This window comes from Acinetobacter sp. ME22 (genome assembly GCF_022012315.1).
Classification (GTDB): domain Bacteria; phylum Pseudomonadota; class Gammaproteobacteria; order Pseudomonadales; family Moraxellaceae; genus Acinetobacter; species Acinetobacter brisouii_A.
In genome coordinates, this window is sequence record NZ_JAKLTL010000004.1 from 236,915 (window position 1) to 250,920 (window position 14,006).

A 14,006-nucleotide genomic window follows, 5' to 3' on the forward strand; every position below is an offset into this window, starting at 1 on the left:
CATGTCACAAACACAACAAGCAATTTATGCGGCAAAACGCAAAGCACGTCGTTTTGCTGTACAAGGCGTCTATGAATGGCAAATGAGCCATAACCCTGTTCATGAAATTGAAGCACGCACCCGTGCTGAAAATGCCATGCACAAAGTCGACTTAAACTACTACCACGAATTGCTGACTCAAATCGTGGCAGAGCACGAAGCATTAGATGCCTTGCTGATTCCTGTACTGGATCGTGAAATTGATGCGCTTGACGGTGTTGAGCTTGCAACTTTACGTCTCGGTGCTTACGAATTACGTCAGCATTTAGAAATTCCATACCGTGTTGTTTTGGATGAAGCGATTGAGCTTGCTAAACACTTCGGTGGTGCAGACAGCCACAAATACATCAATGGTGTATTGGATCGTTTAGCACAAGTGCTACGCGAAGCTGAAAAACAGCAAGACTAATGTGTTGTCGAACGCTATGGCCGAATTTTCGCTGATTGATCGCTATTTCAAAACTGCTGCATCTGCACAGGTCGACTTAGGTATTGGAGATGATTCGGCTATCGTTTCCCCACCCGTGGGGGAACAGCTGGTGATCTGCACCGATACGCTGGTTGCAGGTCGCCACTTCCCACTTTCTACTTCTGCACATGCCATTGGCTGGAAAAGTGTTGCCGTCAACCTTTCCGATTTAGCCGCAATGGGTGCAACGCCTCACAGTATTCTCTTGGCACTCAGCTTGCCACAAGTCGATGACACTTGGCTCGAAGGTTTTAGTCAGGGTCTATTTGACTGCTGTGCCCCTTACAACGTGCAATTGATTGGTGGGGATACCACACAAAGCCCGCATTTAACCATTAGTGTGACTGCATTAGGCTGGATTCCAACGGCTCAGGGCATTACCCGTTCTGGCGCACAGGTCGGTGACTATGTCGTGGTCAGTGGACAAATTGGTGATGCTGCATTTGCCTTACAACACTTGGGGCATCCTCTACAGCAGCGGCTAGACTATCCAACACCTCGCTGTGAACTTGGACAAAGTTTACGAGGACTGGCATCAAGCATGATTGACATCTCTGATGGTCTCGCACAAGATTTGGGGCATATTTTAAAAGCGTCAGGTGTCGGGGCGACCTTGTATCTTGATCAGCTCCCGCTTGACCCTGCTCTACAGGTCTTAGCACCTGAACAACGCTGGCAATATGCCCTTGCAGGCGGCGATGACTATGAGTTGTGCTTTACTCTGTCTAAAGACAATTATCAGCGTTTATGTCAGTTGAACCCAACCACACCATTCACCATCATCGGGTCGATTCAGGCTGAGTTCGGTTTAAGACTGGAATACCAAGGGCAACCTCAATCCTTACCATTAAGCGGATATCAACACTTTGCATAAACCACCTATTAAATTCCAAGGCATGTCTTGGTTTGATCGTTGCGTCGTGTTTTGTGGCGTCGGCTTAGGCTCAGGTCTAGCACCCAAAGCACCCGGTACATTTGGCTCAGCTTTTGCACTATTGTTCATTCCAATCTGGATTGCTTTGGGCTTTTATGGCTCGGTATTCGCAATCATTGTGATGTCCCTTGTCGGGATCTGGATTTGCGGGCATACCGCCAAAGTGATTGGCGTACATGACGATGGACGAATTGTTTGGGACGAGTTTGCAGGACAATCAATTACTTTATTGCCTTTAATCTTTTTTAATGTAATGCATATACAATGGGCATTGATTGGCTTTGCGTTATTCCGCCTGTTTGATGTGTGGAAACCGTGGCCGATTCGTGTTGCTGACCAAAAGGTTGCAGGTGGCTTCGGTATTATGCTGGATGACATTATTGCAGGGATTTGGGCTGCATTATGTATTACCGTATATTTAGTACTTTCAGGGGCTTAACGCCATTTAAGTAGGTTATTATGTCAACTACCGTGATTATTCTTGCTGCTGGTAAAGGCACGCGCATGCGCTCTAAATTGCCAAAAGTGTTACAACCATTAGCAGGGCAACCTTTACTCGGTCATGTGATTCAAACTGCAAAACAACTCCAAGCTCAAAATATTATTACCATTTATGGGCATGGCGGTGATTTGGTCAAAGATGCATTCAGCCATGAACAGATTCAATGGGTGGAACAAGCTGAACAACTCGGTACAGGTCATGCCGTACAAGTCACTTTACCTGTTTTGCCGCAAGACGGGATTTCCCTGATTCTATACGGTGATGTGCCGCTTGTACGCCAGCAAACCCTAGAGCAACTGCTCGATGCCTCAAGCCAAACGGGGATTGGCATGATTACCCTCACGGTAGACAATCCAACAGGTTACGGTCGTATTGTGCGTGAAAATGGTCAAATCCAAGCCATTGTCGAGCATAAAGATGCCTCTGATGCACAGCGCCAGATTCAAGAAATTAACACAGGCATTTACTGTGTCAGCAATGCCAAATTACATGAATGGCTGCCAAAATTATCCAATAACAATGCTCAGGGCGAATATTACCTGACGGATATCGTTGAAATGGCGGTGGCTGAAGGTTTAGAAATTGCATCGATTCAACCTGAACAAGCTTTTGAAGTTGAAGGCGTGAATGACCGTATTCAACTTGCAGCTTTAGAACGTGAATTCCAAGCGCAACAAGCACTCGAGTTGATGCGTCAAGGCGTGACTTTAACCGATCCAAAACGCTTCGATTTGCGTGGTCAGCTCAAAGTCGGTCAAGACGTACGTATTGACATCAATGTCATTATTGAAGGCGATTGCGAACTCGGTGATGGTGTGGAAATTGGTGCAGGCTGCGTATTAAAAAATACCAAAATTGCCGCAGGCACTAAAGTTCAGCCTTATAGCATTTTCGATGGTGCGGTCGTCGGTGAAGACACTCAAATCGGCCCATTTGCCCGTTTACGTCCAGGTGCAAAACTGGCCAATGACGTGCATATCGGCAACTTTGTTGAAGTGAAAAACTCAAGCATCGGCTTAGGCTCAAAAGCCAACCACTTTACCTATTTAGGTGATGCTGAAGTTGGTGCGGGTTCAAATATCGGTGCGGGCACGATTACCTGTAACTATGATGGTGCAAATAAACACAAAACCATTATTGGTGATGCCGCATTTATTGGTTCAAATAGTTCACTGGTTGCGCCAGTCAAAATTGGCAATGGGGCAACAATTGGTGCAGGCTCGGTCATTACCCGAGATGTGGTGGACAATGCACTGGCTTTTGAACGCGCTCCACAAATTGAAAAAGCAGATTATCAACGTCCCCAAAAGACTAAGAAATAAGAGGTAAATCCTATGTGTGGTATTGTTGGTGGCGTTGCCGAACGAAATATCAGTGAAATTTTAATTGAAGGTCTCAAGCGCCTTGAATACCGTGGCTATGACTCGGCTGGTTTGGCTTTAATTAGTCAAGGTCAAGTGCTACGTGAGCGTCGCGTGGGTAAAGTGGTTAACCTTGAAGAAGCGGTTAAATCACATCAGGTCTCTGGAAACCTAGGCATTGCGCATACCCGTTGGGCAACGCATGGGAAACCAACCGAAATCAATGCGCATCCGCATATTTCAGGCAAAGTTGCCGTCGTGCATAACGGCATTATTGAGAACTACGCTGAGCTAAAAGAAGACTTACAAACGCTTGGTTATGTCTTCAATTCTCAAACAGACACCGAAGTGGTTGCCCATTTGGTGGCTGAAGCACTCAAAACTGAAGATTCACTTTTGGTTGCAGTACAAAGCATCGTATCAAAACTCAAAGGTGCTTATGCACTGGGTATTGTGCATGCTGACTATCCAAATGAACTGATTACGGTTCGTGAAGGTTCTCCACTAGTCATTGGTGTGGGGATTGGTGAGAACTTTATCGGTTCGGATCAGTTGGCATTGTTGCCGATCACCAACCGCTTTATTTACCTTGAAGAAGGTGATATTGCACGTTTAACCCGTACTAGCATTGAAATTTATGCGCACGGTACACAAGCGATTCAACGCCCTGTGAAAGAGCTTGATGCAACCGTCAGCAATTCATCGAAAGGTGAATACAAGCACTACATGCTTAAAGAAATCTATGAACAGCCTGAAGCGCTGCAACAAACGATTTCTCAAGCATTGAATGGCAATGCTTTGCGTGAAGATTTCCTTGCCAATGCGGAAGTTGATTTTAACAATATCGAGCAAATTCAAATTATTGCCTGTGGTACCAGTTACCATGCAGGCATGATTGCCAAATACTGGGCAGAGCAATTGATTGATGTGCCTTGCCAAGTCGAAATTGCCAGTGAATTCCGCTACCGTTCGCCTGTGATCATCAACCGTACCTTGTACGTATGTATTTCACAATCAGGTGAAACCGCAGATACTTTGGCAGCGCTACGCGATACGCAAAAACGTGCCGCAGCGAAAGGCTTGAATATTTCAACCATGACCATCTGTAACGTCGCAACCTCATCGATGGTTCGCGAAACAGATCATCACCTGCTGACACTCGCAGGCCCTGAAATTGGCGTCGCTTCAACCAAAGCATTTACCACACAGTTGGCTGCTTTAATGTTGTTATTACTCAAAATCGGTCAAGTCAAACAGCGTCTATCTGCTGAGAAAATTGCTGAAATTACCCGTGAGTTATGGCACTGTCCAAAAGTAGTGCTCGATACTTTACAGCACAATGCCGAAATTTTGCGTTTGTCGGAACTGTTTGTTGAAAAGCAACACTGTCTGTTCTTGGGGCGTGGTACGCACTTCCCGATTGCATTAGAAGGTGCGTTGAAACTCAAAGAAATTTCTTACATTCACGCAGAAGGCTATGCGGCGGGTGAACTCAAGCATGGTCCATTGGCACTGGTTGACAATGACATGCCTGTGGTCATTCTTGCGCCACAAGATGAGATGCTCGATAAACTCAAATCGAACATGGAAGAAGTGCAAGCGCGTGGTGGTGAATTGTTTGTCTTTGCCGATGAGCAAAGTGGCATCAATGAAAAAGACCGTCAACACGTGGTGAAAATTCCAAGCGTGAATGAATGGCTTGCGCCAATCGTTTACAGCGTGCCTGTACAGTTATTGTCTTACCATGTTGCGGTACTACGCGGTACCGATGTGGATCAGCCACGTAACTTAGCAAAATCGGTGACGGTCGAATAATTCTGTGATCGGTGGATTAAAGGAAAATTCCCTCTACTCAAAAACAGCCTGTTTTTATTAACAGGCTGTTTTTTTATGCTTAGATCATGTGTTTTTTTAACCACTTTTGCCATTTTGGTTCTTGATCTTCTTTTGCAGTAGAAATAGAAAAAGGCTGTGCAATTCGTATAGGTCTTGCATATGGATTATGAACTTTAGCATCTTTAAAACTTGCTAAAACAATGTGGTCTAATTCTTGATTCCCTGAAGATCTCATTATTTGTACCTGACTAATATTACCCTCTTGGTCAAAATCTGCTATGACAATGACAATATATTGCCAACTCCGTACTGGAATATGCTTAAGGTCATTTTGAGAAATCTGCGGTTGGACAATCCAATAAACACCCGATCGGTTTATTTCTGAAATAACCACATGATGAGATAAGGTTTCAAAATTTTGATTTGCCCATAGGAATGATGGCATTAAACATAAAATTGCCAATATTATATTTTTCATTATTTTATCCTTTAATAAAGTATTGATATTTTATGCGAAAACGCACTTTCCCCTAGCCCTAAATAAAAATTTTTTAAGGACACTGAAATTTTTTTAGTTTTACTGCATTGATTTAACTAAAAAATCATAATGCTCAAAAATCAATATGCTGAGTAAACGATGTCTGCTTTCTGGTACGGCATGGCGACTAGCCTGTCCTTAATTGTTGCGATTGGTGCACAAAATGCTTTTGTTCTCAAACAGGGCTTAAAACAGCAATATGTTTTGTGGATTGTGCTAAGTTGTGCGCTGTCAGATTCTATTTTAATTTTTTTAGGCGTCACAGGCTTTTCCAAAGCCATTGGACAATTTCCACAACTTCTCATGTTTGCCCAATATGCAGGCGCATTATTCTTATTTTGCTATGGGCTACGCAGTTTTTATCAAGCGCTCTATAGCAATGCAGCATTAACCCCAAGCCAAACCGAACCTGAAAGTTTGACTAAAATCATGATGATGTGTTTGGCATTTACATGGCTCAATCCACATGTCTATCTCGATACGGTATTATTACTCGGTTCAATTTCTAGCCAATTTACGCATCAATTAGAATGGTTTGCCTGTGGTGCAATTTTGTCCTCATGGCTATTTTTCTTTAGTTTAGGGTATGGCGCACGATTGCTTCAGCCGATTTTTAACCGCCCTGTTTCTTGGAAAATTTTAGATACAGTAATTGGTGGCGTGATGTGGGGAATTGCATGGCAGCTGCTTGTCCACTGATCCTCTCTTTCAACAAGCTAATTTGGAGAATGATGCAATCGGAAGAAAAAATCATCTTATTGAAAGATTTATAATTTTTACTAAATAATCATCATAATTAAAATTTATTTATAACTTTCATTATGTTATGACTAATATTAATGATTTATTAAAAAATAGCCCAATTTCTTAAAATTAATTAAAATATAAGCAATTGAATATCAATAATTTTTTAAAAATTCCGATTAATTCAGTAGGTTATATTAAAGTTCCTGTCTATTAATAGATCTACACAATTGTTATACTAAAGTCTTATTTTGTTCAATCTCTATCCTCGCTTTTTAAATATCCTGTTTTATTTTCTAGCATTTTTGAACATTTTTAATGTCCACTTTTTTGCCACGCTTTTGGCAAGACCTTTCATTTTTTAGGTAAATTGAATGCGTAAGTTTTTAAAGGCATTATTAATACTGCTTTTGGTATTAATCATCCTTGCTGTAATCTTTTTGTTTAGACCGATTGCGTCTAAAAAAATTAATACCACCCAAGGTGAACCTGTTGTTGATGCCGTACTGATTGGCGGCGGTATCATGAGTGCAACACTCGGGACTTATCTCAACGAATTACAGCCAAACTGGCAAATTCGCATGTATGAGCGCCTCGATAATGTTGCACTTGAAAGCTCAAATGGCTTTAACAACGCAGGTACGGGTCACTCAGGCTTCATGGAAATGAACTATACCGAAGAAAAAGACGGTAAAATGGACATTTCCAAAGCAGAAAAAGTCGCTTCTCAATTTGAAGTTGCAAAACAATTCTGGTCATATCAAGTCAAACAAGGCGTTTTGGGCGAGCCAACCAGCTTTATCAATCCTGTACCACACCACGCATTTGTGATGGATGACAACGTTAAATTCCTTGAAAAACGTTATGCAGCCATGATCAAAAGCCCGTTCTTCCAAGGTATGAAGTTTACTGAAGACCCAAATCAGATTAAGCAATGGGCACCTTTGGTGATGGAAGGACGTGATCCAAAACAGAAAGTTGCGGCAACCCGAATGGAAATTGGTTCGGATGTGAACTACGGTTCAATCACTCGCCAATTGGTCGCTCATTTGCAAAAGTCACCAAACTTCAAGTTACAAACCTCAACTGAAGTGACAGGCATTAGCCAAAACGATGACAAAACTTGGTCTGTTGAATTTAAAGATTTAAAAACAGGCAAAGTGGATCATGTCAAAACACGCTTTGTGTTTATTGGTGCAGGCGGTGCAGCGATTAAAATGTTGCAAATGACTGGCTTACCACAAGCGAAACAATATGCGGGCTTCCCTGTTGGTGGTGAATTCCTGATTACAGACAATCCAAAAGTTGCAGCACAACACACGGCGAAATTGTATGGTCGTGCCGACTTTGGTGCACCGCCAATGTCTGTACCGCATATCGATACCCGTTATATCGACGGTAAGAAATATGTGTTATTTGGGCCATTTGCAACTTACTCGAACAAGTTCCTGAAAAATGGTTCACAGTTAGATTTGATTGCCAATACCAACAAAAACAACATTTTGCCGATGACTGCGATTGGTATTGAAAACATGGACTTGGTGAAATACCTAATTGGTCAGGTGATGATGACTGATGAAGACCGCTTCCGCGAACTGAAACGCTACTACCCAGATGCCAACCCGAAAGACTGGCACTTGAGCCAAGGTGGTCAACGTGTACAGATCATTAAGAAAGAACCGGGTAAACCTGCAAAATTGCAGTTTGGTACTGAAGTGTTTGTTTCTGAAGACCATGCGATTGCAGCATTGATGGGTGCTTCACCGGGTGCATCAACATCGCCATACATCATTTTGAATGTCTTGGAAAAAGCCTTCCCTACACAAACCAAAGGCGAATGGAACGGCAAGTTGCATGAAATTATTCGTTCTTATCAACAAGACTTGGGCGAAAACCCTGCTTTGCTTGACCAAGTACGTCAGTACACCAGTTCAACACTGGGCTTACATTACACCCCTGTTGCTCAACAAGCACAAAAGTAATTTAAGTCACTGAAAACAAAAGGGATGAAGTCATTCATCCCTTTTGTCATTTTAAAACCTTGTTATTTATGCCTTTTAAGATCTCTAATGTCTGACAAAATTTCACCTTTTGCTGCCCTGACCTGTCGCGATTTTTCATTGCTGACCGTGAATCAGTGCTGTCTGACCTTAGCGATTTTGATTCAGGAAGTGTTGCTGAGTTTTTATTTATATCAGCTCACGCATAACCCGATGATGCTCGGTTTAGTCGGATTGGCAGAGTTTCTGCCATTTGTACTGCTCTCGCTTTGGGGTGGGTATCTTGCCGATCGTTTTAACCGACAACGAATTTTACAACTGAGTTTTAGCAGTTCAATTCCACTATCAGGACTGCTGTGGTTATGTTTTTCCAGTCACCAACAACAGCTGCTTTCGGACACGTTATTTCTCGTTTCTGTGTACAGCATCATCTTTTTATTTGGCTGTATTCGCGGCATTTATAGCCCGTGTTTTAATTCGTTGCGTCCATTTCTAGTTCCCGAAAAACTGTATAGCAATGCTTCAACATGGACAGCACTCTGCTGGCAAATCAATGCGGTGCTTGCCCCGATTTTGGCAGGATTGCTACTCACCCATTTCGGTTTGGACGTGACATTTATGGCAGTGATGATCTTGTTTGCATTGGGCAGTCTGGCGCTCTGGCAGCTTAAAGCGCGAGAATTTCCACAGCTTGCGCAAAGTTCTGTTTGGCTAAGTCTTAAAGAAGCTGCGGCATTTTTAAGGCAGAGTCGAGTGCTGTTTTGGGCAATGCTACTTGATGTCAGCTCGGTCTTTTTTGGGGGGGTGGTTGCCCTGCTCCCCATCTTTGCTCAGGATGTTTTGCATCTGGATGCCGATGGTTTTGGGTTGTTACGCGCTGCTCCTGCCTGTGGCTCGCTGCTGATGATGAGTGTGTTGGTGAAGTTTCCACCCCAACAGCAACTCTGGCAAAAAATGCTGATTGCAGTTGCAGGTTTTGCCTGTTGCGGCTTTGCGTTTGCACTGAGTCGACATCTCTATCTTGCGGTACTGATTTTGCTGCTGATGGGTGCTTGTGACAGTTATAGCATCGTGATTCGACAGACCTTGCTGCAACTGATTCCCCCCAAAGACATGCTCGGTCGGATTGCAGCGATTAATGGCATTTTTGTCACGTCGAGCAATCAGTTGGGTGCATTGCAATCCAGTCTGATGGCACGGCTGCTGAGTATTATCCCTGCGATGCTGCTCGGTTCAAGTTTGTCTTTACTGACAGTCGTGCTGAGTTATCGGCAAACCCGCGATCAGTCTACTGATCATTCTTTTTCTAAATCAGGTTGAATATGTTGCGATTGATGTCTTGGTCAAAAATCAGTGGCGTTTTACTGTATAGCCTCTTTGGCATCGCCATTTTACAGGCGTGCTATATTGCGATTTTAGGTGGCACGACAATCTTCTTCTGGCTCGACCTCTGCTTGGTTGTGATTTATCAGTTGCAACGCCAGCAAAGCCTGTTGCGTAGTGGCTGTTTGCTGATTTTGCCGATTGGCTTGTTGCTGTATCTATATTTGCATCTGTCTTTTATCGGGTTGCTGTTACCTCATCTGAGCTTATCCGCTTATTATTTTTACCGTCGTGCCAAGCATATTTCGATTGCAGAACATTTATGGACAGCGGCTTTACTCAGTCTATGCCTGATCATTTTCCTGATGCTGCAAAACCACGATTTACATCAGTTACAACAGCACTACGCCAGTTTTCATACGGGTGAGTCGTGGCAACAGTTGGGTGCCTTATAAATCACATCATCACCCCCTATATGACTTCATGGTTTTACTGAATAAGGTTATCAAAAAGTCCATTAACGGCGAAATCGGCTTTTGAGTATACTAATGCGCTTTATAGTGCTAGAAGAATTGTCCGATGAAAATTTTAGATGGTGGTGTAGGTCGTGAATTGGCACGTCGTGGTGCACCATTTCGTCAACCTGAGTGGTCTGCACTTGCCCTTTGGGAAGCGCCTGAAATTGTAAAAGATGTGCATCTCGACTTTATTCAGTCAGGTGCAGAAGTGATTACCACCAACAATTATGCGGTTGTACCATTCCATATTGGTCAAGAACGTTTCGATGCCGAAGTGCGCCAACTGGTACAAGTCGCTGTTGATCAAGCCAAAAAAGCCGTTCAAGAAAGTGGTCGTGATGTCAAAATCGCAGGGTGCCTACCGCCACTGTTTGGCTCATACCGTGCCGATTTATTCCAAGAAGATCATGTACGTGAACTGGCTTTGCCGATTATTGAAACTTTAGCAGGTCAAGTCGATTTCTGGTTGGCTGAAACCCAATCGAGCCTGAAAGAAGTAGAAATGGTACACAACCTGCTGCCAAAAGATGGCAAAGCGTACTGGGTCTCTTTCACTCTGCAAGATGTGTTGCAACAAGATCGTGCTTATTTACGTTCAGGTGAAAACCTTGAACAAGCGGTAGACGTGATTCGTCGCATCGGTGCAGAAGCGGTATTATTTAACTGCTGTCAGCCTGAAGTGATTTTGCAAGCGATTCAGGAAATCAAAAAATTGGCGCCTGAACTGACGATTGGTGCCTACGCCAATGCATTCCCGCCACAAGACGAATCTGCAACAGCCAATGATGGCTTGGATGAAGTACGTAAAGACCTTGACCCGACTGCTTACTTGGCTTTTGCTAAAAAATGGCAAGATGCTGGTGCATCGTTAATTGGTGGATGCTGTGGGATTACCCCTGCACACATTGCCGAACTGTCTGCGTTTTTTAAAGAATAAGAAAATATGTCTTCTGCAAAAATTGGTTTACTGTCGCTGACCGCACTGGTGTTTAGCTCCATGGTCGGCTCTGGGGTGTTTAGTTTACCGCAGAACATGGCAGCCGTTGCCAATGGTTCAGCCCTGCTAATTGCATGGCTGATCACTGGGGTCGGTATTTTATTCTTGGCATTTTCATTGTTGTATTTATCTCGTCAGTACCCTGAACTGGACGGCGGAATTTATAACTATGCTCGTGCAGGCTTTGGCGAATTGATTGGCTTCTGCTCAGCATGGGGCTACTGGCTATGTACCACGATTGGCATTGTCGGTTATGTGGTGATTGTATTCTCAAGTCTCGGTACATTCGTGGATACCAAAGAGCATGTGATCTTTGGCGATGGCAATACCATTTATGCCCTGATCGGTTCATCGATCTTTGTCTGGTTGGTGCATTGGCTAGTGAGTCGCGGAATTAAAGAAGCGGCGGTGGTCAACCTGATTGCCACCCTTGCCAAAATCGTACCGATGGTGGTGTTTATTGCCTGTAGTTTGGTCGCATTCAAACTGGATTTTTTCAAACTCAATTTGCATGACTTCTCCTTAAAAATGCCCGTTTGGGAACAGGTCAAAGACTTGATGCTGATTACCTTATGGGTGTTCACAGGAATTGAAGGTGCTGTGGTGCTGTCTTCTCGTGCGCGTAACCGTAATGATATCGGTAAAGCCACGGTGTTTGGCGTGTTACTGGCATTGGCTTTTTATGTGATGGTTACGGTGTTGTCTTACGGCGTCACCAGTCGTGCCGAAATTGCAGGCATGCACAACCCATCGATGGCAACCATTTTGACCCAGTTAATTGGGTTGCCAGGCACCATTGTGATTACGGTCGGCTTAATGATTTCAGTAGCATCCTCGTATTTAAGTTGGACTTTATTCGCCACTGAAATTCCATTTTTGGCTGCGAAAAATGGGGCATTCCCTGCGATGTTTCTCAAGACCAATAGCAACAATGTGCCGATTTCATCGTTATGGCTGACCTCGATTGTGGTGCAGGCGGCATTGATTGGCGTGTACTTTTTCAATAAAAACTACACGTGGCTGTTGATGATTTCTTCGGTGATGATTCTGTTGCCTTATTTCTTGGTATCCGCGTTCTACTTAAAAGAATCGGGTAAAAAGAAACAGCCAAAACATATCTTGATTGCACTTGTCGCAACTATTTATGCGCTTTGGTTACTGTATGCCGCAGATCTTTCTTTACTGTGGGATTCAGTACAGCTTTACATGGTCGGTCTGATTATTTTTGGCTATAGCTATTTCAAACATAAGAAACGCCTTGCCAGTGACTCATCATTATCTTAGTCCACACTGACATAAAAAAAACGGCTCTGATGAGCCGTTTTTTATTTCGCATAGATGATCTTATTTATAAGATGCTTCGTACGCTTTTGCTTTGTCTTCGTCGAATTGCTTCTGCCATTTACTGATCACCAGCACAGCCAAGGCATTTCCAACCACATTCAATGCAGTACGCGCCATATCTAAAATACGGTCAACCCCTGCAATAAACGCTAGACCTTCAAGTGGAATACCGACTGAACCCAAAGTCGCCAACAGCACCACAAAGGATACACCCGGAACACCTGCGATCCCCTTAGAAGTAACCATGAGGGTCAAGACCAACACGATTTCTTGAGTGATCGACAAGTCAATTCCGTAAAGCTGTGCAATAAAAATTGCCGCGATACTTTGGTACAAAGTTGAACCATCAAGGTTAAATGAATAGCCTGTTGGTACTACAAAGCTCGAAATCGCTTTTGGTGCGCCATACGCTTCCATTTTTTCCATGATACGTGGCAAAACGGTTTCAGAACTTGCCGTTGAGTACGCCAAAATCAGTTCGTCTTTGAGAATCTTGATCAGGGTAAAAATGTTCAGACCACAGATTTTTGCAACTAAACCGAGGACACCCAAACCAAAGAATAAAATTGCAGCGTAAACCAACACCACCAATTTTGCCAAAGGCACCAATGAAGCAAAACCAAACGTCGTCACAGTCGCCGCGATCAAGGCAAATACACCCACAGGTGCATACAGCATGATCATATGGGTGACTTTAAACATCGCCTCAGAAACTGCTTTCAACACATTGAGTAATGGTTGTTTCGTTTCTACAGGCAGAGCAGCTAAACCAATCCCGAACATCACCGAGAAGAAAATAATCGGCAACATTTGTCCACTAGCCATCGCACTAAAGATGTTCGATGGAATCAGCGACAAGATCGTTTGTACCAAACCATGTGACTGTGACTGCACTTCTTCAGTGGTATGTTCATACTGAGAAATGTCGGCTTTATGCAGTAAAGACATATCAATGCCTGAACCAGGATGGAAGACATTGGCAGCAACAATACCCACCACAATCGCAACAGTGGTAATAATTTCAAAATAAAGAATGGTTTTTACACCCAAGATTCCAAGTTTTTTGGAATCTCCAACCCCAGCAATACCTAGGATTAAAGTTGAAATCACAATCGGTACAACGATCATCTTGATCAAGTTAATAAAAATTTGACCGGCTGGTTTCAAAAAGTTATTCACAACACTTTGCTGAATATCGGGTTGGTTGTGCAAAATAGTTCCCACAACAACACCCAAAATCAATGCAATTAAGATTTGCCAAGCAAGACTAATCTTTACTTTGTTCATAGGCTAAGACCTTATACGATCCAGTGAGTTGTCCACAGTAATATGGGCAGACATTAACAAAGGAAGATGGAAAAGAATAAAGCATATAAGTCGAAATCCAATTTCGAGGCCGCT

Annotated in this window: 13 protein-coding genes; 11 read left to right on the forward strand and 2 right to left on the reverse strand. The window is 43.3% G+C overall.

Features of this window, described 5'->3' with window-relative positions; translation table 11 throughout:
- The first annotated feature begins 1 nt into the window (after position 1).
- Genes nusB through glmS form a run of 5 tightly spaced genes read left to right on the forward strand, consistent with a single transcriptional unit; the run spans position 2 to position 5,120 of the window.
- Entirely contained in the window at positions 2-448 is a 447-nt protein-coding gene (gene nusB / locus LVY74_RS08110; protein ID WP_151709454.1) for a transcription antitermination factor NusB, read from the forward strand.
- Between the two features lie 16 nt (positions 449-464).
- A complete protein-coding gene (gene thiL / locus LVY74_RS08115; protein ID WP_237814648.1) occupies positions 465-1,382 on the forward strand; it encodes a thiamine-phosphate kinase in 918 nt (305 codons plus the stop codon).
- A gap of 22 nt (positions 1,383-1,404) precedes the next feature.
- Complete coding sequence (locus LVY74_RS08120) at positions 1,405-1,881, forward strand: phosphatidylglycerophosphatase A family protein (RefSeq protein ID WP_237814699.1); 477 nt, start codon at positions 1,405-1,407, stop codon at positions 1,879-1,881.
- Between the two features lie 20 nt (positions 1,882-1,901).
- The gene (glmU, locus tag LVY74_RS08125) at positions 1,902-3,266 is read left to right on the forward strand and encodes a bifunctional UDP-N-acetylglucosamine diphosphorylase/glucosamine-1-phosphate N-acetyltransferase GlmU (protein WP_151777953.1); all 1,365 of its coding nucleotides are present in this window, start codon (positions 1,902-1,904) and stop codon (positions 3,264-3,266) included.
- Positions 3,267-3,278: 12 nt separating this feature from the next.
- Positions 3,279-5,120, forward strand: coding sequence for a glutamine--fructose-6-phosphate transaminase (isomerizing) (glmS, locus tag LVY74_RS08130; protein WP_237814649.1), 1,842 nt, complete (start codon positions 3,279-3,281; stop codon positions 5,118-5,120).
- A 79-nt stretch (positions 5,121-5,199) separates the two neighbouring features.
- On the opposite strand, the gene LVY74_RS08135 is transcribed toward glmS, so the two are convergent.
- The gene (locus tag LVY74_RS08135) at positions 5,200-5,619 is read right to left on the reverse strand and encodes an energy transducer TonB (RefSeq protein ID WP_237814650.1); all 420 of its coding nucleotides are present in this window, start codon (positions 5,617-5,619) and stop codon (positions 5,200-5,202) included.
- 159 nt (positions 5,620-5,778) lie between these two features.
- Between LVY74_RS08135 and LVY74_RS08140 the strand changes: the two genes are divergently transcribed.
- From LVY74_RS08140 to LVY74_RS08165, 6 genes are all read left to right on the forward strand, one after another.
- On the forward strand, positions 5,779-6,378 hold the full coding sequence (locus tag LVY74_RS08140; protein WP_151709449.1) for a LysE/ArgO family amino acid transporter: 600 nt from the start codon (positions 5,779-5,781) through the stop codon (positions 6,376-6,378).
- Positions 6,379-6,797: 419 nt separating this feature from the next.
- The gene (mqo, locus tag LVY74_RS08145; protein WP_237814651.1) at positions 6,798-8,405 is read left to right on the forward strand and encodes a malate dehydrogenase (quinone); all 1,608 of its coding nucleotides are present in this window, start codon (positions 6,798-6,800) and stop codon (positions 8,403-8,405) included.
- A gap of 87 nt (positions 8,406-8,492) precedes the next feature.
- Positions 8,493-9,743 (forward strand): MFS transporter, encoded by a 1,251-nt coding sequence (locus LVY74_RS08150; RefSeq protein ID WP_237814652.1) that lies wholly within the window; start codon positions 8,493-8,495, stop codon positions 9,741-9,743.
- Positions 9,744-9,757: 14 nt separating this feature from the next.
- A complete protein-coding gene (locus LVY74_RS08155; RefSeq protein ID WP_237814653.1) occupies positions 9,758-10,201 on the forward strand; it encodes a hypothetical protein in 444 nt (147 codons plus the stop codon).
- Positions 10,202-10,325: 124 nt separating this feature from the next.
- Positions 10,326-11,201, forward strand: a complete 876-nt coding sequence (locus tag LVY74_RS08160; RefSeq protein WP_237814654.1) for a homocysteine S-methyltransferase family protein — start codon at positions 10,326-10,328, stop codon at positions 11,199-11,201.
- Between the two features lie 6 nt (positions 11,202-11,207).
- Positions 11,208-12,545 (forward strand): basic amino acid/polyamine antiporter, encoded by a 1,338-nt coding sequence (locus LVY74_RS08165; RefSeq protein WP_237814655.1) that lies wholly within the window; start codon positions 11,208-11,210, stop codon positions 12,543-12,545.
- 60 nt (positions 12,546-12,605) lie between these two features.
- On the opposite strand, the gene gltP is transcribed toward LVY74_RS08165, so the two are convergent.
- Entirely contained in the window at positions 12,606-13,892 is a 1,287-nt protein-coding gene (gltP, locus tag LVY74_RS08170; protein ID WP_237814656.1) for a glutamate/aspartate:proton symporter GltP, read from the reverse strand.
- Positions 13,893-14,006 lie beyond the last annotated feature (114 nt).

Bases quoted from the DNA above. Each gene is read 5' to 3' on its own strand.
- thiL (WP_237814648.1), top strand. From the start codon at position 465: ATGGCCGAATTTTCGCTGATTGATCGCTATTTCAAAACTGCTGCATCT.
- mqo (WP_237814651.1), top strand. From the start codon at position 6,798: ATGCGTAAGTTTTTAAAGGCATTATTAATACTGCTTTTGGTATTAATC.
- gltP (WP_237814656.1), bottom strand. From the start codon at position 13,892: ATGAACAAAGTAAAGATTAGTCTTGCTTGGCAAATCTTAATTGCATTG.
- LVY74_RS08135 (WP_237814650.1), bottom strand. From the start codon at position 5,619: ATGAAAAATATAATATTGGCAATTTTATGTTTAATGCCATCATTCCTA.
- LVY74_RS08165 (WP_237814655.1), top strand. From the start codon at position 11,208: ATGTCTTCTGCAAAAATTGGTTTACTGTCGCTGACCGCACTGGTGTTT.
- LVY74_RS08140 (WP_151709449.1), top strand. From the start codon at position 5,779: ATGTCTGCTTTCTGGTACGGCATGGCGACTAGCCTGTCCTTAATTGTT.
- LVY74_RS08150 (WP_237814652.1), top strand. From the start codon at position 8,493: ATGTCTGACAAAATTTCACCTTTTGCTGCCCTGACCTGTCGCGATTTT.
- glmS (WP_237814649.1), top strand. From the start codon at position 3,279: ATGTGTGGTATTGTTGGTGGCGTTGCCGAACGAAATATCAGTGAAATT.
- nusB (WP_151709454.1), top strand. From the start codon at position 2: ATGTCACAAACACAACAAGCAATTTATGCGGCAAAACGCAAAGCACGT.
- LVY74_RS08160 (WP_237814654.1), top strand. From the start codon at position 10,326: ATGAAAATTTTAGATGGTGGTGTAGGTCGTGAATTGGCACGTCGTGGT.
- LVY74_RS08120 (WP_237814699.1), top strand. From the start codon at position 1,405: ATGTCTTGGTTTGATCGTTGCGTCGTGTTTTGTGGCGTCGGCTTAGGC.
- LVY74_RS08155 (WP_237814653.1), top strand. From the start codon at position 9,758: ATGTCTTGGTCAAAAATCAGTGGCGTTTTACTGTATAGCCTCTTTGGC.
- glmU (WP_151777953.1), top strand. From the start codon at position 1,902: ATGTCAACTACCGTGATTATTCTTGCTGCTGGTAAAGGCACGCGCATG.